This is a genomic window from Paracoccus sanguinis (genome assembly GCF_900106665.1).
In the GTDB taxonomy this organism is placed as follows: domain Bacteria; phylum Pseudomonadota; class Alphaproteobacteria; order Rhodobacterales; family Rhodobacteraceae; genus Paracoccus; species Paracoccus panacisoli.
The window spans coordinates 990550-1007996 of record NZ_FNNA01000001.1; the positions used below are offsets into that span (position 1 = coordinate 990550).

Annotated in this window: 15 protein-coding genes; 12 read left to right on the forward strand and 3 right to left on the reverse strand. The window is 72.3% G+C overall.

What is annotated here, in order from left to right:
* Positions 1 to 206: 206 nt before the first annotated feature.
* The 8 genes from BLW17_RS04850 (at position 207) to BLW17_RS04885 (ending at position 7807) form a co-directional block, all read left to right on the forward strand.
* Positions 207 to 782, forward strand: coding sequence for an acyl-CoA thioesterase (locus BLW17_RS04850; protein WP_036712721.1), 576 nt, complete (start codon positions 207 to 209; stop codon positions 780 to 782).
* Between the two features lie 204 nt (positions 783 to 986).
* On the forward strand, positions 987 to 2345 hold the full coding sequence (locus BLW17_RS04855; protein ID WP_036732278.1) for an MFS transporter: 1359 nt from the start codon (positions 987 to 989) through the stop codon (positions 2343 to 2345).
* A complete protein-coding gene (gene mepA / locus BLW17_RS04860; protein ID WP_036732276.1) occupies positions 2345 to 3211 on the forward strand; it encodes a penicillin-insensitive murein endopeptidase in 867 nt (288 codons plus the stop codon). The genes BLW17_RS04855 and mepA overlap by 1 nt, the downstream gene beginning before the upstream one ends.
* Complete coding sequence (locus BLW17_RS04865) at positions 3187 to 4221, forward strand: esterase-like activity of phytase family protein (RefSeq protein ID WP_081969090.1); 1035 nt, start codon at positions 3187 to 3189, stop codon at positions 4219 to 4221. Before mepA ends, BLW17_RS04865 begins: the two co-directional genes overlap by 25 nt.
* Positions 4222 to 4341: 120 nt before the next feature.
* On the forward strand, positions 4342 to 4944 hold the full coding sequence (locus tag BLW17_RS04870) for a VUT family protein (RefSeq protein ID WP_036732275.1): 603 nt from the start codon (positions 4342 to 4344) through the stop codon (positions 4942 to 4944).
* Positions 4945 to 5344: 400 nt separating this feature from the next.
* Complete coding sequence (locus BLW17_RS04875) at positions 5345 to 6118, forward strand: glycosyltransferase family 2 protein (protein WP_074826151.1); 774 nt, start codon at positions 5345 to 5347, stop codon at positions 6116 to 6118.
* Positions 6115 to 6426, forward strand: a complete 312-nt coding sequence (locus BLW17_RS04880) for a lipid-A-disaccharide synthase N-terminal domain-containing protein (RefSeq protein WP_036700532.1) — start codon at positions 6115 to 6117, stop codon at positions 6424 to 6426. Before BLW17_RS04875 ends, BLW17_RS04880 begins: the two co-directional genes overlap by 4 nt.
* Positions 6398 to 7807, forward strand: coding sequence for an ArnT family glycosyltransferase (locus BLW17_RS04885; RefSeq protein WP_052174911.1), 1410 nt, complete (start codon positions 6398 to 6400; stop codon positions 7805 to 7807). Before BLW17_RS04880 ends, BLW17_RS04885 begins: the two co-directional genes overlap by 29 nt.
* Before the next feature lie 69 nt (positions 7808 to 7876).
* On the opposite strand, the gene BLW17_RS04890 is transcribed toward BLW17_RS04885, so the two are convergent.
* Positions 7877 to 9061 carry an acetyl-CoA C-acyltransferase family protein gene (locus tag BLW17_RS04890; protein WP_036700535.1) on the reverse strand — a complete coding sequence of 395 codons (1185 nt, stop codon included), beginning with the start codon at positions 9059 to 9061 and terminating at the stop codon, positions 7877 to 7879.
* Between the two features lie 243 nt (positions 9062 to 9304).
* On the opposite strand from BLW17_RS04890, the gene BLW17_RS04895 reads away from it, so the two are divergent.
* Positions 9305 to 9892, forward strand: a complete 588-nt coding sequence (locus BLW17_RS04895) for a transglycosylase SLT domain-containing protein (RefSeq protein WP_036700537.1) — start codon at positions 9305 to 9307, stop codon at positions 9890 to 9892.
* Positions 9893 to 9917: 25 nt separating this feature from the next.
* Here the strand turns inward: BLW17_RS04895 and BLW17_RS04900 are convergent, their stop codons facing one another.
* Both BLW17_RS04900 and BLW17_RS04905 read right to left on the reverse strand, forming a co-directional pair.
* A complete protein-coding gene (locus tag BLW17_RS04900) occupies positions 9918 to 10514 on the reverse strand; it encodes a LolA family protein (RefSeq protein WP_036708859.1) in 597 nt (198 codons plus the stop codon).
* 137 nt (positions 10515 to 10651) lie between these two features.
* Positions 10652 to 11875, reverse strand: a complete 1224-nt coding sequence (locus BLW17_RS04905) for an FAD-dependent monooxygenase (protein WP_036732273.1) — start codon at positions 11873 to 11875, stop codon at positions 10652 to 10654.
* A gap of 219 nt (positions 11876 to 12094) precedes the next feature.
* Between BLW17_RS04905 and BLW17_RS04910 the strand changes: the two genes are divergently transcribed.
* From BLW17_RS04910 to BLW17_RS04920, 3 genes are all read left to right on the forward strand, one after another.
* The gene (locus BLW17_RS04910; protein ID WP_036732271.1) at positions 12095 to 13423 is read left to right on the forward strand and encodes an amidase; all 1329 of its coding nucleotides are present in this window, start codon (positions 12095 to 12097) and stop codon (positions 13421 to 13423) included.
* 159 nt (positions 13424 to 13582) lie between these two features.
* Entirely contained in the window at positions 13583 to 14764 is a 1182-nt protein-coding gene (locus tag BLW17_RS04915) for an aminotransferase class I/II-fold pyridoxal phosphate-dependent enzyme (RefSeq protein ID WP_036732269.1), read from the forward strand.
* Positions 14765 to 14768: 4 nt separating this feature from the next.
* On the forward strand, positions 14769 to 17447 hold the full coding sequence (locus BLW17_RS04920; protein ID WP_036732266.1) for a DNA translocase FtsK: 2679 nt from the start codon (positions 14769 to 14771) through the stop codon (positions 17445 to 17447).

A 17447-nucleotide genomic window follows, 5' to 3' on the forward strand; every position in this document is an offset into this window, starting at 1 on the left:
CCGCACGCAACCCGCGCGGCGCCCGTGCCCGCGCCCGTGACCGCGCCCGCGCCCCTGCCGCGCGCGCGTCCACCCCGCCCGTGCCCGCGCCAGCACCCCCGCCCCCGTCCACCCCGCCCGCGCCCTGCCGCGGCGTCCGGGTTGACGCCCCCTGCCCCCGCCGCTAGCCCCAGGGTCAACCGAGGGGTGCCGCCCAGGGAGCCGCCATGTATCCGCTGATCCGTTTCGCCCGCGAAGTCATGGCCGCCCGCCGTGCCCCCCGCCTGCCGCCGATGGGCGCCCATGTCTCGACCCACCGGGTCTGGCCCTGGGACCTCGACCCGTGGTGGGAGCTGAACAACGGCCGGACGCTGACGCTCTATGACCTCGGGCGCATCCCGATGGCGATCCGGCTGGGGATCGTCCAGGCGATGCGCGAGAACGGCTGGGGCTTCACCGTCGCCGGCAACAGCGTCCGCTATCGCAAGCGGATCAAGCTGTTCCACCGCTTCACCCAGGTCAGCCGCACGCTGGGCTGGGACGGGCGCTTCCTCTACATGGACCAGTCGATGTGGATCGAGGGCGAGTGCGCCAACCACATGCTGTTGCGCGTGGCCATCGTCGGCAGCGGCCGCAAGGGCATCGTGACGCCCGCCGAGTTCATGGCCGCGCTCGGCTATCACGGCGAAAGCCCGGCCCTGCCCGATTGGGTCCACGCCTGGATCGCCGCCGACGCCCAGCGCCCCTGGCCCCCGGTCCTGCCCGAGACGCTCGAGCGCCGCACCGACGACCTGCCCGCCTGAACCGCGCTGCCCCCGCGCGCCGCCTGACCCTGCCGCGGCGACGGGGCATTTGAGCCGGAAAGACGCCCGGCCCCGGACTTCTGTCTGGCCTGAACACCCATGACCCCGCCGCCCGCCCGCGCCCCCGCCGGGGGGTTCGGGCAGCGCTTGCCAGCCCCGCGGGTTTCGGTCTTGATGCGCCCGACTGGCCAGCAGGGAGCCGCCATGAACCGCAAGCGCATCTGGGGATGGTGGTTCTTCGACTGGGCGAGCCAGCCCTATGCGACGCTGCTTCTGACCTTCATCTTCTCGATCTACTTCGCCGAGGTCGCCCAGCACCGGCTGGTCGCCGAGGGGGTCGCCCCGGCCGCCGCCGGCGCGCAGGCGCAGGCGATGTGGGGCTGGGCGCTGTCGCTGGCCGGGGTGGTGATCGCGGTGCTGGCGCCGATCCTCGGCGCGGTCGCCGACACAACCGGGCGTCGGATGCCGTGGATCTGGCTCTTCTCCGGCTTCTACGTCGTGGGCGCGGCCGGGCTGTGGGTGCTCGCCCCGGATGGCGGGATGCTGGTCCCGGCGCTGATGTTCTTCGGCATCGGCCTGATCGGGATGGAGTTCACGACCATCTTCACCAACGCCCTGATGCCCACGCTGACCAGCCGCGAGGACATGGGGCGCGTCTCGGGCTCGGGCTTCGCCTTCGGCTATGCCGGGGGCGTGGTGTCGCTGATCGTGATGCTGGCGCTCTTTGCCGAAAGCGCCACGACCGGGCTGACGCTGATCGGCGAGCCGCCGGCGCTGGGGCTCGACCCCGCGCTGCGCGAGGGCACGCGCTTCGTCGGGCCGTTCACCGCGATCTGGTATGCGGTGTTCATGGTCCCCTTCTTCCTCTGGGTGCGCGAGCCCGCCGGCGCGGGTCGCCCGCTGCGGCTCGGCGTGGCGATGCGCGACCTCGGGCGGCTGATCGCCAGCCTGCGGCAGCGCCGGTCGCTGGCCGCGTGGCTGCTGTCCTCGATGTTCTCGCGCGACGCCTTGAACGCGCTCTACGGCTTCGGCGGGGTCTATGCCGGGACGGTGCTCGGCTGGCCGGTGATCTGGTCGGGGATCTTCGGCGTGGTCAGCGCGGTGTCGGCGGCGGTGATCTCGTGGATCGGCGGGCGGGCCGACCGACGCTGGGGGCCGAAGCCGGTCATCATCGGCTGCATCCTCGCGCTGATCCTCGTCTGCGCGATCGTCGTCGGCATGAGCCGCGCGCAGCTCATGGGCCTTGCCCTCGCCCCCGACTCGCGCCTGCCCGACGCGGTGTTCTTTGCCTGCGGCGTGGCGATCGGCGGCGCCGGCGGGATGATGCAGGCCGCGAGTCGCACCATGATGGTGCGCCACACCACCCCCGACCGCGCCACCGAGGCCTTCGGGCTCTACGCGCTGTCGGGCAAGGCCACCTCGTTTCTCGCCCCGTTCCTGATCGCGACCGTGACCACCGCGACCGGCAGCCAGCGGATCGGCATATCGCCGCTGATCGTGATGTTCCTTCTGGCGCTCGTCCTGCTAGTCTGGGTCGAACCAGAGGGAGACCCCGGTCCGTGATGGGCAAGATCAGACATCTCGCCGCCGCCGCGCTGCTGGCGCTGGCCACCCTGCCGGCCAGCCCGGCGGCCGCCGCCGACCCGCTCGCCAAGGACGTGTTCGGGGCCTTCCGCACCTCGAACGGCGGGGCGCCCGCGGCCATCGGCGGCTATTCGCGCGGCTGCGCCTCGGGCAACATCCAGCTGCCCGAGACCGGCCCGACGTGGCAGGCCATGCGCCTGTCGCGCAACCGCAACTGGGGCAACCCGCAGCTCGTCCAGTTCCTGATGGACCTGTCGCGGCAGGCCACCCGCTTCGGCTGGGCCGGCCTCTACATCGGCGACATGAGCCAGCCGCTGGGCGGGCCGATGGTCTCGGGCCACGCGAGCCACCAGATCGGGCTTGACGCCGACATCTGGATGCTGCCGCCGCGCTCGCTGCGGCTCAGCCCGGCCGAGCGCGAGTCGATCTCGTCGCAGTCGGTGGTGGCCAAGGGCGGGATCAGGCCGAGCCCGCTGTGGTCGGCGAGCCACCATGCGCTGCTGCGCGCGGCCGCCTCTGACCGCCGGGTGGCACGGATCTTCGTCGATCCGGTCGCCAAGGTGGCGATGTGCCAGGCCGAGCGCGGCAACCGCGCCTATCTGCGCAAGATCCGGCCCATCAACAATCACGACTACCACTTCCACGTCCGGCTGGCCTGCACCAATGCCGGCTGCCAGGACCAGGACCCGCCGCCGCCCGGGGACGGCTGCGCAGAGGCGCAGCAGTGGATCGCCAACCGCATCAACCCGCCGCCCGCCCCGCCGCCTGACCCCGAATACCGCCATCCGCGCAGTTTCAGGCTGAGCGAGATGCCGCCCGGATGCCGCGCCCTCGTCGCACGCTGATCGCGGCGGCGGCGGGACTGGCGTGGCTGGCGGGCGGGCCGGCGCTGCCGCCCGCCGGTGCCGGGATCGCCGCGGCGGCCGCGCCCGCGGCCGAAGCCCCCATCGTCGAACCGCTGGGCGCCTTCGTCTGGCGCAACGGTGACGAGGATTTCGGCGGCTTCTCGGGCCTCGAGCTCAGCGACGACGGCAGCCGCTACTGGGCGCTGTCGGATCGCGGCACGCTGCGCTGGGGCAGCATCGACCGCGACGGCCAGGGCCGCATCGTCCGGCTGACCACCGCCGGCAGCGCCCGGCTGCAGGACAGCCGCGGCCGCAAGCTCAAGCCCGGCTATCTCGGCGACGCCGAGGGGCTGGCCATCGACGCCGAGGGCCGCATCTTCGTCAGCTTCGAGGGGCTGGACCGCATCGCCCGCTTCGACGACCCCGACCAGCCGGCGGTGGTCGTGCCCCGTGCCCCGGCCTTCCGCGCGCTCAAGCGCAACGCCGGGCTCGAGGCGCTGGCCGTGACGCCCTCGGGCGACCTGCTGACCATGCCCGAAGACTGGCGCGAGGAGGATCAGGGCGACGGGTCGAGCTTCCCCGTCTGGCGGTTCCGCAACGGCGCGTGGTCCACCCCCTACCGCCTGCCCCGCGACCCCCGCTGGGCGCCGGTCGGGGCCGACGTCGGCCCGGACGGCAAGCTCTACGTCCTCGAACGCGACTTCCGCGGCGTGCTGGGGTTTTCCAGCCGCGTCCGGCGTTTCGCGCTGTCCGAGGACCGGCTGGGCCCGCCCGAGCTGCTGCTCGAATCGATCCCGCTGCAATATGACAACCTCGAAGGGATCGCGGTCTGGGCCGACGGCCAGGGCATCCGCGTCACCATGATCTCGGACGACAACTTCCTGTTCGTGCAGCAGACCCAGCTGGTCGAGTTCCGGGTCCGCGAGCGTCCCGGCGCCCCCGCCGCGGACACCCCCGCGACGGCGACCGCCCCGGCACCGCCGCTGTCCTTCGCGGCCCCCGCGGACTAGCCCTGCCCCGTGCAGGGCGGCCGGCCCCGCCTTGACGCACCCGGCCCGCGCCGCTAAGCGCGGCCCGTCCCGCCGTGCGGGGCCGAGTTCTTCCGCTACCTTGTAAAACGGATAAATCCCATGCCGCGTCTCATGCCCGCCATTCTGGCGATGGCGGCCACCGTGCTGGCCTCGAACATCCTCGTGCAGTTCATGCTGGGCGACTGGCTGACATGGGGGGCGCTGACCTATCCCAGCGCCTTCCTCGTCACCGACCTGACCAACCGCATCCACGGCGTGCGCGACGCCCGCCGGGTCGTGCTGGCCGGCTTCGCCGTGGGCGTGGCGAGTTCGCTAATCGCGGCGGGGTTCGACAAGACCACGCTTCGGATCGCCATCGGCTCGGGGACGGCGTTCCTCGTCGCGCAGCTCGTGGACGTGTCGGTGTTCGACCGGCTGCGCTTCCGCAGCTGGTGGCAGGCGCCGTTCCTGTCCTCGCTCATCGGCTCGGCCATCGACACGGCGCTGTTCTTCTCGATCGCCTTCGCGGCCGCCCTGCCCGCCGACGCCAACACCGGCTGGGCCAACGAGCTGGTGCCGCTGCTGGGCCACGGCCCGGCGCTGCCGCTGTGGCAGTCGCTGGCGGCGGCCGACTGGGGGGTGAAGATGGCGCTCGCCGTGCTGGCGCTTGTGCCCTACAACGGGCTGGTCCGCAAAATCTTGTCCCGGCCGGTCGAAAACTGATTGACTTGCTTCGGCGCTATGGCACCCTCTGCCTTACTATCAACCCATTGAAAGGAGGTGGTCCAGTGTCGAGAGTGATGTTGGAGAACGGAGTCGGGACAGTCAGGGGGGGCATCGCCTGAGGGCAGCCCCAAGGGTCGATGCACCCTGCCTGGGACCGGATGATTTCCATCCCTAACCGGACCATCTCCTTTGATCTCGCGGGCCGTTCCCAGGGGGCGGCCCGTTCGAGTTTCCGGGGCTCGGCGCGATGCCGTCGCCGGCCATCAGTTGGCCGGCTGCCAGCCGACCCCGTTCCCGCCGCGCGTGGCCCCCGTGCCGCCCTCACCGCCCCCCGTTCCGCTCGGGCCTTGCCGCGCCTGTCAGCTTCCCGTCATCTGGCGGGTCTAGAGGGCCAGCCATGACCGCCCCACTCTCCCCGTCGCCTGCGTCGGCCGCCCCGCCGCGGGTCTCCGTCGTCATTCCCTGCCGCAACGAGGCAGGCAACATCGGCCCGCTGATCGACGAGATCGAGGCGGCCCTCACCCCCCTGTGCCCGTTCGAGGTCATCGTCGTGGACGACGGCTCGACCGATGAGACCGCCGCGCGGGTGCTCGGCATGGCTGCGGACCGGCCGTGGCTGCGGCTGCTCGGCCATCCGCGCTCGGGCGGGCAGTCGGCGGCAGTGCACAACGGCGTCCTTGCCGCCCGCGCCGGGATCATCGCCACGCTCGACGGCGACGGGCAGAACCCGCCGGCCGAGCTGCCGAAGCTGCTCGCGCCGCTCATCGACGGCCCCGAGACGCTGGCGCTGGTCGCGGGGCAGCGGGTCGGGCGGCAGGATACGGCCTCGAAGCGGCTGGCGTCCAAGGCGGCGAACCGGCTGCGCGCCCGGGTGCTGGCCGACGCGACCCGCGACACCGGCTGCGGGCTCAAGGCGTTCCGGCGCGAGGCCTATCTGGCGCTGCCGTTCTTCGACCACCAGCACCGCTACCTGCCGGCGCTGTTCGCCCGCGACGGCTGGCAGATCGCCCATGTCGATGTCGCCCACCGCGCCCGCGGCACGGGGCGGTCGAACTATTCCAACCTCCAGCGCGGGCTGGTCGGCATCTCGGACCTCGCCGGGGTGGCGTGGCTGCTGCGCCGCCGCAAGACCGTCCGCGCCACCGAACGCCGCCCCGAGGAGACGCCATGACCCTCTCGCTCATGCATTTCTTCAAGGTCACGACCCAGGCCGAGCTGCTGTGGGTGATCTTCGGCTTTCTCGCGCAGTCGATGTTCATGATGCGCTTCCTGATCCAGTGGATCGCGTCGGAGCGCGCCCGCCGCTCGGTCGTGCCGGTGGCGTTCTGGTATTTCTCGCTGGCGGGCGGGCTGACGCTGCTCGCCTACGCCATCCACCGCCGCGACCCGGTGTTCATCTTCGGCCAGGCGCTCGGGACGGTGATCTATGTCCGCAACCTCTGGCTCATCCATGCCGCCCGCCGCCTTCCGGTCGAGTGAGGCGGCGGCCCTCCTGCTGATCCTCGGGCTCACGGCGTGGCGGCTGGCGTGGCTGCCGGCGTCCGACCTCGAGCTTTACGTGGACGAGGCGCAGTACTGGCTCTGGGGGCAGGAGATGGCCGCCGGGGCCTGGTCCAAGCCGCCGCTGGTCGGCTGGCTGATCCGCGCTGCGAACGAGGCGGTGGGGTCCGACGCCCCGTGGGTGGCGCGGCTGCCGTGGCCGCTGGTGCATGGCGCGGCGGCGCTGGCGGTGATGGCGCTGGGGCGCAGGCTGGCCGGGCCGGCGGTGGGGGCGCTGGCGGGGGCGGTCTATGCGACGCTGCCGGCGGTGTCGGTGGGCAGCATCCTGATCTCGACCGACAGCCCGCAACTGCTGGCGCTGGCGCTCTTCCTGCTGGCCTGGGTGGCGCTCCCCGGCCGCCGGGGCGCGGTGCTGGCCGGGGCGGCGCTGGCGATGGGGATGTGGTCGAAATACGCCATGCTGTTCCCGCTGCCGGGGCTGGCGCTCGCCGCCTGGATCGACCCGCGCTGGCGCCGCCCGTGGCCCGAGGTCGCCGTGGTCGCGGGCGTTGCGCTGGCGCTGTTCGCGCCGAACATCGCCTGGCAGCTCAGCCACGACCTCGCCACCGTCCGCCACACCGCCGAGAACGCCGACTGGCAGGGGGCGCTGAACCTGCGCCACGCGGCGGTGTTCTGGGCCGAGCAGTTTGCCGTCGCCGGTCCCCTGACCTTCGCCGCAATGCTGGCCGCGCTGGTCGGGCGCTGGCCCGCGGGGCTGCGCGGGCTGGTGCCGATCGCGGCGGCACCGCTCGCCATCGTCACCGCGCAGGCGATCCAGTCAGAGGCGAACGCCAACTGGGCCGTGGGCGCCTATGTCGCGGGCGCGGTGCTGGCGGCGGCGTGGCTCGCCCCCCGCCCGCGGCTCACGGTCGCGGCGCTGGCGCTGAACGGGATCGTGGCGACCGGCCTGCCGGTGATCGGGACGCTGGCGCAGGAGTTTCGCCGGGACGGCGACCCGGTGCTCGCGCGCTATGTCGGCTACACGGCGCTGTCCGACCGGGTGCTGGCCCGCGCGGACGGGGCGCCGCTCGTCCTCAGCGCCGACCGGGCGCTGCTGGCCGAGCTGACCTGGCGCGCCAAGGGGGCAGGCATCGCGGTCCGCGCCGTGCCCGGCCCGGACGGGCCCACCCCCAGCCACTACGACATGATCCATCCGCTGAAGGCCGAACCCGGCCCGGCGCTCTGGGTCGGCCCGCCCGAGGCGGCCCCGGCCTGCGCCGGCGCCGCGAGCCCTCTGCCCCCGGGCGAGGGCGACCTGGGCCGACGCGCGCTGGCCACCGCGCCGGTGTCGGGCGCCTGCCTCGACAGCCTGCGCCGGTAAACGAGAACCCCGGCCACCTCGCGGCGGCCGGGGCGTCTGTCAGGCTCGAATACCTGCGGACGGCGGGGATCAGATCCGCTCGATGGCCAGCGCGATGCCCTGACCGCCGCCGATGCACATGGTGACCAGCGCCTTGTCGGTGTTGGTGCGCTCGAGCTCGTACATCGCCTTGACCGTCAGGATCGCGCCGGTGGCGCCGACCGGATGGCCCAGCGCGATGGCGCCGCCGTTCGGGTTCACCTTGGCCGGGTCGAGCCCGAGGCCCTTGTTCACCGCCAGCGCCTGCGCGGCGAAGGCCTCGTTCGATTCGATGACGTCGAAATCCTCGATCTTGAGGCCGGTCTTTTCCATCAGCTTCTTGACCGCGGGGATCGGGCCGACGCCCATGATGTCGGGGCGCACCCCGGCATGGGCCCAGCCGACGAGGCGGAACTTGGGCTCGAGCCCGGCCTCGCGCGCGGCCTTCTCGGTCGCCAGCACGATGGCCGCGGCGCCGTCGTTGATGCCGCTGGCGTTGCCCGCGGTGACCGAGCCGCCGTCCTTCTTGAACGCGGGCTTCAGCCCCGCCAGCGCCTCGGCCGAGGTCGACTTCGGGTGCTCGTCCTTGTCGAAGACCACGGTGCCCTTGCGGGTCTTGATCTCGACCGGGGCGATCTGGTCCTTGAACCGGCCCTCTTCGATGGCGGCGGCCGCGCGCTTCTGGCTCTCCAGCGCGAACTCGTCCTGCGCCTCGCGGCTGATCTGGTTTTCGGCGGCGACGTTCTCGGCGGTGACGCCCATGTGGCCGGTGCCCATCGGGTCGGTCAGCGCGCCGGTCATCATGTCCATGATCTGCTGGTCGCCCATCTTGGTCCCCGCCCGCAGGCCGGGGATCAGGTAGCCGCCGCGGCTCATGCTCTCGGCCCCGCCGGCGAGCGCGAAGTCGGCGTCCCCGGACTGCAGCGCCTGCGCGGCCGACACGATGGCCTGCGCGCCCGACCCGCACAGCCGGTTGACGTTCATCGCCACCGCCGTCTCGGGCACGCCCGCGTTCAGCATCGCCACGCGCGAGAGATACTGGTCCTTGGGCTCGGTGTTGATCACGTGGCCGAACATCACGGTGCCGATCTTGTCGGCCGCGACGCCCGAGCGCTCGATCGCCGCCTTGGCGGCGGTGGTGGCCAGCTCGATCGGCGGGATATTCGCCAGGCTGCCGCCAAAGCCGCCGATGGCGGTGCGGGCGCCGGACAGGATCACGATGTCGTTGTCTGCCATGGTTGAGAACTCCCCCAAACGAATGATGAACTGGCTCGGCGGAGAACCTTAATCATGGCCAAGCCCGGCACAAGGCCCCCCTCGCATCGCGGGGAGGCACGGCGGGAAGCCTCCGGCGGGGATATTTGGGTCCAGCCCGAGTCCGGCGGGGGCGCGCCGCGGCATAATTGGCGATTTCCTCGCCGCGGGATTGCGCTTAGGATCGCGGCAAAACGGCAAAGACCGAACCGGGCAGACAGGCACATGAACACCTATCTCAAGCTGGCGATCGTCATGCTGGTCGCCTCGTGCGGCGGCGGCGGGGGCAGTTTCAAGGCGCCGCGCGACCTCGACAACGCCTGCGCCATCGTGGCGGAACGGCCCGCCTACCTGCGCGCCATGCGCGACACCCAGTCGCGGTGGGGGGTGCCGGTGGCGGTGCAGATGGCGGCGATCCACCAGGAATCCAAGTTCATCGGCGACGCGCGGACGCCGCACCAGTACGCCCTCGGGATCATCCCGATCGGGCGGCAGAGCTCGGCCTTCGGCTATTCCCAGGCCCTCGACGGCACGTGGGAGGAGTATCTGAAGGAAACCGGCAAGCGCCGCGCGCGGCGCGACGACATCCGCGACGCGACCGACTTCATGGGCTGGTACATGAACGGGACGGCGCGGCGGCTGGGGATCTCGACCGCCGACGCGGGGGCGCAGTACCTGGCCTATCACGAGGGGCGGTCGGGCTATGCCTCAGGCAGCCACCTGTCCAAGCCCTGGCTGCTCGGCGTCGCAGGCAAGGTGCAGAGCCGGGCCGTCATGTATCAGGCCCAGCTGCAATCCTGCGGCCGGGCCTGAGGGTCGTCGCGGGTGGCGGGCGGCGTCACTTGCGCCGCGCGGCCTCGTTGTTGATCGAGAACTTCGAGGGCTGGATCGCCACGCCCTTCTGCATCTGACCCAGGATCACCGTCGTCCGCTTGCCCTTGTCGTCGGTGACGATCCACTGGCGCAGCTCGGTCGGGTTGGCGGTGAACACCATCTGGATGTTGCCGTATTCGGGATGCGCCGGGTCCTGCGCCCGCACGATCGTGGTGTTCTTCTTCTCGCTGTGCGCCGTCACCATCCCCGACCGGCCGAGGTTCACGTTGTCGGCCAGGATGATCGAGAGCGGCGTCTTGGACAGCGGATACTGCTGGGCGCCGGTGTTCGACTTCTTGTCGAACACCGCGACCTGCCCGCCCGAGGCGAGGACGAGCGTGTTGTCGCCCTTGTACTCGAACCGCACCCGGCCGGGGCGCTGGATATAGACCTTGCCCGGCGTCACCGAGCCGTCGGCGTTCACTTGGCTGAAATCGGCGACCACGGTCTTGAGGCTGTTGAGGTAGCGGCTGACCTCGTTGAGGGGGATCTTCTCGGCCGCCGCCGGCAGGGCGAAGGCGAGGGCGAAGGCGGGCGCAAGTGCGAGAGAGCGAAGGTTCATGATGGGATCATACCGCCTTTCCAAAGGGTTGCACGTCACGAATAAGGGACGGAGGCGGCCCCGAACGCTCGCGTGCAAGTGAGGGTTCCGGGGCCTTGCGCCGCGCCCGTGCCCGACAGGGGGCGAGGGCCGCCGGCCTAGAGCGGCTGCCCGGCCAGCAGCCGCGGCATCGGGTCGAGCGTCAGCCCCGCCGCCTGCCGCATGAAGGCGCGGCGCAGCGGCGGGATCGCGGTGACCGCCCCCATGCCCAGGCCCCGCGCCGCCCGCAGCACCGGGTTGGCGTTGGAAAACAGCCGGTTGACCGTATCCATCCCGAGCCCCAGCGCGGTCGCATCGAACCGCCGCCAGCGCTGGTAGCGGTCGAGCACGTCGGGGGCGCCGATGTCCTCGCCGCGGCGGGCGGCCTCGACGACGACCTCGGCCAGCGCCGCCACGTCGCGCAGGCCGAGGTTCAGCCCCTGCCCGGCGATGGGATGGACGCCGTGCGCCGCATCGCCCACCAGCGCCACCCGCGCCGCGACATAGTGATCGGCGAGACTGAGGCTCAGCGGATACGAGAAGCGCGGCCCGGCGAGGCGGATCTCGCCCAGGAAGTCGCCGAATCGGGGCCGCAGCACGTCGAGGAACCGGGCATCGTCCAGCGCCGCGATGGCTGCCGCCTGCGCGTCGGGCGCCGACCAGACGATCGAGCTGCGGTTGCCGGGCAGCGGCAGGATCGCCAGCGGCCCCTCGGGCATGAAGAACTGCCACGCGGTGCCATTGTGGGGGCGGTCGTGGTCCACCGCGCAGACCAGCGCCGTCTGGCCGTAGCCCCAGCCGCGCCGGGTGATCCCGGCCCGCGCCGCCACGCCCGAGCCGCGCCCGTCGGCGCCGACGAGCAGCCGCCCGGTCAGCACCGTGCCATCGTCCAGCGTCACCGCGACTTGGCCGGGCCGGACCTCCTGCCCGGTCACCTGCCGGCCGGGCAGATGGGTCACGCCGCCCGCCATCGCCTCCATCAGCGCGGCGTAGAGGAAGCGGTCCTCGAGCATGTGCCCGACCGGCCCCTCTTCGATCTCGGCGGAATCGAAGACGAGGTGGAAGGGACCCGCCCCGTCGCCCGCCTCGCCCTGCGCGGCCTCGACCTTGAGGATCGGCTGCGACTTCGCCGCGAGCCCGCCCCACAGGCCGAGCGCGGTCAGAAGCCGTCGCGAGGCGAGCGCCAGCGCATAGGCGCGCCCGTCGAAGTCGTCGGCCGCCCGCGCCTGCGCGGGCCGCGCGTCGATCACCGCGACCGAGAGCCCGGCCCCCGCCAGCGCCAGCGCCAGCGCCGGGCCGTTCAGCCCGCCGCCTGCGATCAGGATATCGTGGTCCACTTTCATGGCGGGCACCCTATCCGGCCCGCGCGGCGCGGTCCATGCGGCAGGGTGGCCGCTTAGACTCCGAGGGGGCGCGCGGGTGGCACGGCCGGATGCCTCCGGCGGGGATATTTGGGTCCAGCCCGAGGAGAGGCGGCTGGGGCTGCGGCGCCCCATTGCCCCGCCCGGCGCGGGGCTCTACCGTCCGCGCGTCTCAGGGCGTGCAGCAGGACGGGGGCGGGGATGGATTGGCTCAAGGCGAGCGCCACGGAACAGGGGCGGGCGATCATGGCGGGGCTGGTCAGCCCGCTCGACCTCGTCGAGGGCTATCTCGACGCCATCGCCCGTGCGCCGCTCGCGCCCCGCATCTATGCCCGTCTGACGCCCGAGCGCGCGCGGGCCGGCGCCATCGCCGCCCACGACCGGGCGCGGGCGGAACTGCGGCGCGGGCTGCTCGACGGCGTGGCGCTGAGCTGGAAGGACAACGTGGACAGCGCCGGCGTCGCCACCGAGGCGGGCTCGCTGCTGCTCGAGGGGCGGGTGCCGGACAGCGATGCGGCGGTGCTGGCCACCGCCTCGGCGCAGGGGGCGCTGTGCCTCGGCAAGACCCACATGACCGAGCTGGCGTTTTCGGGGTTGGGCCTGAACCCGCCGGTGGCGACCGTTCCGAATGCCTTTGACCCGCAACTCGTGGCCGGAGGCTCGTCGGGGGGCGCGGCGGTCTCGGTGGCGATGGGGCTGGCGGCGGCGGCGATCGGCACCGACACCGGCGGCTCGATCCGCCTGCCCGCGGCGTGGAACGGGCTGGTGGGGTTCAAGCCGACCCCCGGGGCGGTGGACATGACCGGGATCGTGCCGCTCTGCCGCCGTTTCGACGTGGCCGGACCGCTGGCCCGCACCGTCGAGGATTGCGCCGCGCTCTACGCCCTCATCACCGGCGACAGCGCCCCCGACCTGCGCGAGGCCGGGGCCGCGGGGCTGCGGCTCATGGTGCTCGACGGCGTGCCCTTCGACGACGCCCGCGAGGCGCCCGTCGCCGCGTTCGAGGAGGCCTGCGCCACCCTCGCCCGCGCCGGGGTGCGGATCGCCCACGCCGCGCCCCCCTGCGTCGCCGAGGCGATGGCGCTGTCGCCCACCCTCTTCGCCCCCGAGGCCTACGGGCTCTGGCGCGACCAGATCGAGGCGGCGCCGGAGTTGATGTTCCCGCCGATCCTCGAGCGCTTCCGCGGCGGCAAGTCCGTCACCGCCGCCGACTACGTCGCCGGGTGGGAGACACTCGACCGGCTGCGCCGCGACTGGGCGCAGGCCGTGGCCGGCTTCGACGCGGTGATCCTGCCTACCGCCCCGATCCTGCCGCCCGAGATCGCCCGGCTCGAATCCGACGCGGCGTTCTTCGCGTCCGAGAACCTGCTCGCGCTCAGGAACACGCGGATCGGCAACCTCATGGGCCTGCCGGCCATCACCCTGCCCACCGGGCGGCCCGCCTGCGGGCTGATGGCGATGGGGCGCCCGGGCGACGACCGCCGCCTGCTCAGGACCGCCGCCGCGCTCGAGGCGGCGCTGCACGGCTGACGCGCCTTCTCCCTGATGCAAATATCCTGGGGGAGGCGCCGCAGGCGACGGGGGCAAAGCCCCCTCTGCGCCTGATTCGCCTTTAACTGGACGCACCCCGGCAATACCGATACTCTGCAGCCCAACGGGGCGGCACGATCCCGTGACTGTGAGGCAGCGATGAATTCACCCGAGCGGTTCGCGAACCTGCCGGATTACGCCTTTCCGCGCCTGCGGAAGCTGTTGGCCGGGCTGACCCCCGCCGCCGACCCCATCGTCATGACGATTGGAGAGCCGCGCCACGGCATCCCCGACTTCGTCGCCCCGCGGCTGGCCGAGACGGTCGCCGAGCTGGGCAAATACCCCCCGAACGACGGCACGCCGGAGCTGCTCGCCGCGATCTCGGGCTGGATCCGCCGCCGCCACGGCATCGAGGTGGGGCCCGAGCGGATCACCGCGCTGAACGGCACCCGCGAGGGGCTGTTCAACGCGGCCCTCGCGCTGTGCCCCGAGGCGAAGGGCGGCGAGACCCCGGCGATCCTGATCCCCAACCCGTTCTATCAGGTCTATGCCGTCGCCGCCGCCGCGGTCGGCGCCCGCGCGGTCTTCGTCAACGCCACCGCCGAGACCGGCCACCTGCCCGATTTTGCCGCGCTCGACGCAGCCACGCTCGACGCCGCCGCGATCTGCTATCTCTGCTCGCCCGCCAACCCGCAGGGCGCGGTCGCGGGGCGCGACTACCTCGAGCGGCTGATCGAACTGGCCGAGCGGCATGATTTCCTGATCTTCGCCGACGAGTGCTACTCCGAGATCTGGCGCGACACCCCCCCGCCCGGCGCGCTCGCCGTGGCCGAGGCGATGGGGCTGGCGCACCGGGTAATGATGTTCAACTCGCTCAGCAAGCGCTCGAACCTGCCCGGGCTGCGCTCGGGCTTTGCCGCGGGCGCGGCCGACGCCATCGCCCGGTTCCGGGTGCTGCGCAGCTACGCCGGCGCGCCGATCCCCCTGCCCCACCAGCGGGTCAGCGAGACCGCCTGGGCCGACGAGGATCACGTCACCGCCAACCGCGCGCTCTACCAGCAGAAATACGCCATCGCCGACCGCATCCTCGGCAACGTGCCGGGCTACCTGCCCCCCGAGGGCGGGTTCTTCCTGTGGCTGCCGGTCGAGGATGGCGAGGCCGCCGCCCGCCGGCTCTGGGCCGAGGCCGGGGTGCAGGTGCTGCCCGGCGCCTATCTCTCGCGCGAGACCGACGCGGGGAACCCCGGCGCGGGCTACATCCGCGTGGCGCTCGTCGGACCGGCGGCCGAGACCGAGGATGCGCTGACCCGCATCCGCGACACGCTTTACGCAAGGGGGTGAGATCATGGCCAGCTGGCAGGCAAAGCACCGCGATCCGCTGTTCGACCAGACCACCCAGGCGGCGCTGGAACGGCGCGGCAAGGAAGTCGTCGGCGCGGGGCTGGTGGTGCTGGCGGTGGTGTTGGGCATGATCCTGATCTCGTGGTCGCAGAACGACCCCGGCATCGGCACCGCGACCGACCAGGTGGCGCAGAACCTCTTGGGCCGGTTCGGGGCCTATGTCGCCTCGGCGCTGGTGATGATCGTGGGCTTCGGGGCGTGGGTGCTGCCGCTGGTGGCGCTCGGCTGGGGGCTGCGGCTGATGCTGCACCGGGGCGAGGACCGGCTGATGCGCGGCCTCTTCACCCCCTTCGCGGTGGTGCTGGCCTCGGTCCACGCGACCGCGATGGTGCCGCCCGGCGACTGGACGCAGGCGCATGGCCTGGGCGGGCACCTGGGCGACATGGTGATGGGCGGGCTGATCGGGCTGATGCCGATGGCGCCCGCCGTGGCGCTGAAAGTGATGGCGCTGCTGACCGCCATCGCGGGGGTGGCGGTGACGGCCTTCGTGCTCGGCTTCGACCGGCGCGAGATGATGGGGATCGGGCGGTTCCTCGCCACCGGGCTTGCGACCGCCTATGACCTCGGGATGACGGCGCTCGGCCGCGGCGCCTCGGCCTCGGTGGCCGGTGCGCGCGAGCTGCGCCGCCGGGCCGAGGAACGCCGCCGGAAACTCGCCGCGGGCGCGGACGCCGAGGCCGTGACGGCCGACGTGCCCGTCGCCCCCGAGGCCAAGGCGGGCCTGCCCGCCGGCCTGCTCGGCCGCCTGCGCCGCAGCAGCGCGCCCGACGAGATCCCGCCCTCGGAACTGGTCGAGACCGCCCCCGACTACGACGACAGCGACGGCCCCGACGCCGCCGAGGTCAGCGCCCGGATCAGCGACGCCATCCGCCACCGGGCCGAGGCCGACGCTGCCCGCGAGGACGGCCATGACGCGGCGCAGGACGCAGGACACGGCGACGCCCCCTCCCGCTCGGTCCTTTCGGCGGTGACCGCGCGGCTCACGGGGCGCGCCCAGTCGGTGCCGCCCGCCGCCCCGACCGACACCAGCCGCGTCGTCATGCCGCCGATGCGCAAGCCCAACCCCTCGCGGCAGGCGGTGGCCGAGGCACAACCGAGCCTCGCCTTCGACAGCGCCGCCAACGGCTATGAAAAGCCGCCGCTCGCGCTTCTCGCCGCCCCCGGCACCGTCGAGCGCCACACCCTGAGCCAGGAGGCGCTGGCCGAGAACGCCCGGATGCTCGAGGCGGTGCTCGACGACTATGGCGTCAAGGGCCAGATCACCGCGGTCCACCCCGGCCCGGTGGTCACGCTCTACGAGCTGGAACCCGCGCCGGGGCTGAAGGCGAGCCGTGTCATCGGCCTGTCGGACGACATCGCGCGGTCCATGTCGGCCCTGTCGGCGCGCGTCTCGACCGTGCCGGGGCGCACCGTGATCGGGATCGAGCTGCCCAACCAGCGCCGCGAAAAGGTGGTGCTGCGCGAGATCCTGTCGGCCCGCGCCTTCGGCGACACCTCGATGCCGCTGCCGCTGGCGCTCGGCAAGGACATCGGCGGCGAGCCGGTGGTGGCGAACCTCGCCAAGATGCCGCACCTGCTGATCGCCGGGACCACCGGCTCGGGCAAGTCGGTGGCGATCAACACCATGATCCTGTCGCTGCTCTACAAGCTGACGCCCGAGGAATGCCGCCTCATCATGATCGACCCCAAGATGCTGGAACTCAGCGTCTATGACGGCATCCCGCATCTGCTCTCCCCCGTGGTGACCGACCCCAAGAAGGCCGTGGTGGCGCTGAAATGGGTCGTCTCCGAGATGGAAGAGCGCTACCGCAAGATGTCCAAGATGGGCGTGCGCAACATTGAGGGCTACAACGGCCGCGTCGCCGAGGCGCTCGCCAAGGGCGAGATGTTCCGCCGCACCATGCAGACCGGGTTTGACGAGGACACCGGCGAGCCGGTCTTCGAGACCGAGGAGTTCCAGCCCGAGAAGTTCCCCTACATCGTCGTCATCGTGGACGAGATGGCCGACCTGATGATGGTCGCGGGCAAAGAGATCGAGGCCTGCATCCAGCGCCTCGCGCAGATGGCGCGGGCCTCGGGCATCCACATCGTGATGGCCACCCAGCGCCCCTCGGTCGACGTCATCACCGGCACGATCAAGGCCAACTTCCCGACCCGGATCAGCTTCCAGGTCACCTCGAAGATCGACAGCCGCACGATCCTGGGCGAGCAGGGGGCCGAGCAGCTGCTGGGCATGGGCGACATGCTCTACATGGCCGGCGGCTCGCGCATCACCCGTGTGCACGGGCCGTTCGTCTCGGACGAAGAGGTCGAGGAGGTCGTGAACCACCTCAAGTCCTTCGGCCCGCCGCAGTACATGACCAGCGTCGTCGAGGGCGGCGAGGACGAGCGCGAGGCCGAGATCGACGCGATCCTCGCCACCGACGGCTCGGACGACGTGCTCTACGACCAGGCGGTGGCGATCGTGGCCAAGGACCGCAAATGCTCGACCAGCTACATCCAGCGCAAGTTGGCGATCGGCTACAACAAGGCCGCGCGTCTGGTCGAGCAGATGGAAGAGCAGGGCGTCGTCAGCCCCGCCAACCACGTCGGCAAGCGCGAGGTTCTGGTGCCCGAGGTGTGA

What these genes read in the sequence shown, in the direction of transcription:
- BLW17_RS04850 (WP_036712721.1), top strand. Translation starts at nt 207, where the DNA reads ATGTATCCGCTGATCCGTTTCGCCCGCGAAGTCATGGCCGCCCGCCGT.
- BLW17_RS04855 (WP_036732278.1), top strand. Translation starts at nt 987, where the DNA reads ATGAACCGCAAGCGCATCTGGGGATGGTGGTTCTTCGACTGGGCGAGC.
- mepA (WP_036732276.1), top strand. Translation starts at nt 2,345, where the DNA reads ATGGGCAAGATCAGACATCTCGCCGCCGCCGCGCTGCTGGCGCTGGCC.
- BLW17_RS04865 (WP_081969090.1), top strand. Translation starts at nt 3,187, where the DNA reads ATGCCGCGCCCTCGTCGCACGCTGATCGCGGCGGCGGCGGGACTGGCG.
- BLW17_RS04870 (WP_036732275.1), top strand. Translation starts at nt 4,342, where the DNA reads ATGCCGCGTCTCATGCCCGCCATTCTGGCGATGGCGGCCACCGTGCTG.
- BLW17_RS04875 (WP_074826151.1), top strand. Translation starts at nt 5,345, where the DNA reads ATGACCGCCCCACTCTCCCCGTCGCCTGCGTCGGCCGCCCCGCCGCGG.
- BLW17_RS04880 (WP_036700532.1), top strand. Translation starts at nt 6,115, where the DNA reads ATGACCCTCTCGCTCATGCATTTCTTCAAGGTCACGACCCAGGCCGAG.
- BLW17_RS04885 (WP_052174911.1), top strand. Translation starts at nt 6,398, where the DNA reads ATGCCGCCCGCCGCCTTCCGGTCGAGTGAGGCGGCGGCCCTCCTGCTG.
- BLW17_RS04890 (WP_036700535.1), bottom strand. Translation starts at nt 9,061, where the DNA reads ATGGCAGACAACGACATCGTGATCCTGTCCGGCGCCCGCACCGCCATC.
- BLW17_RS04895 (WP_036700537.1), top strand. Translation starts at nt 9,305, where the DNA reads ATGAACACCTATCTCAAGCTGGCGATCGTCATGCTGGTCGCCTCGTGC.
- BLW17_RS04900 (WP_036708859.1), bottom strand. Translation starts at nt 10,514, where the DNA reads ATGAACCTTCGCTCTCTCGCACTTGCGCCCGCCTTCGCCCTCGCCTTC.
- BLW17_RS04905 (WP_036732273.1), bottom strand. Translation starts at nt 11,875, where the DNA reads ATGAAAGTGGACCACGATATCCTGATCGCAGGCGGCGGGCTGAACGGC.
- BLW17_RS04910 (WP_036732271.1), top strand. Translation starts at nt 12,095, where the DNA reads ATGGATTGGCTCAAGGCGAGCGCCACGGAACAGGGGCGGGCGATCATG.
- BLW17_RS04915 (WP_036732269.1), top strand. Translation starts at nt 13,583, where the DNA reads ATGAATTCACCCGAGCGGTTCGCGAACCTGCCGGATTACGCCTTTCCG.
- BLW17_RS04920 (WP_036732266.1), top strand. Translation starts at nt 14,769, where the DNA reads ATGGCCAGCTGGCAGGCAAAGCACCGCGATCCGCTGTTCGACCAGACC.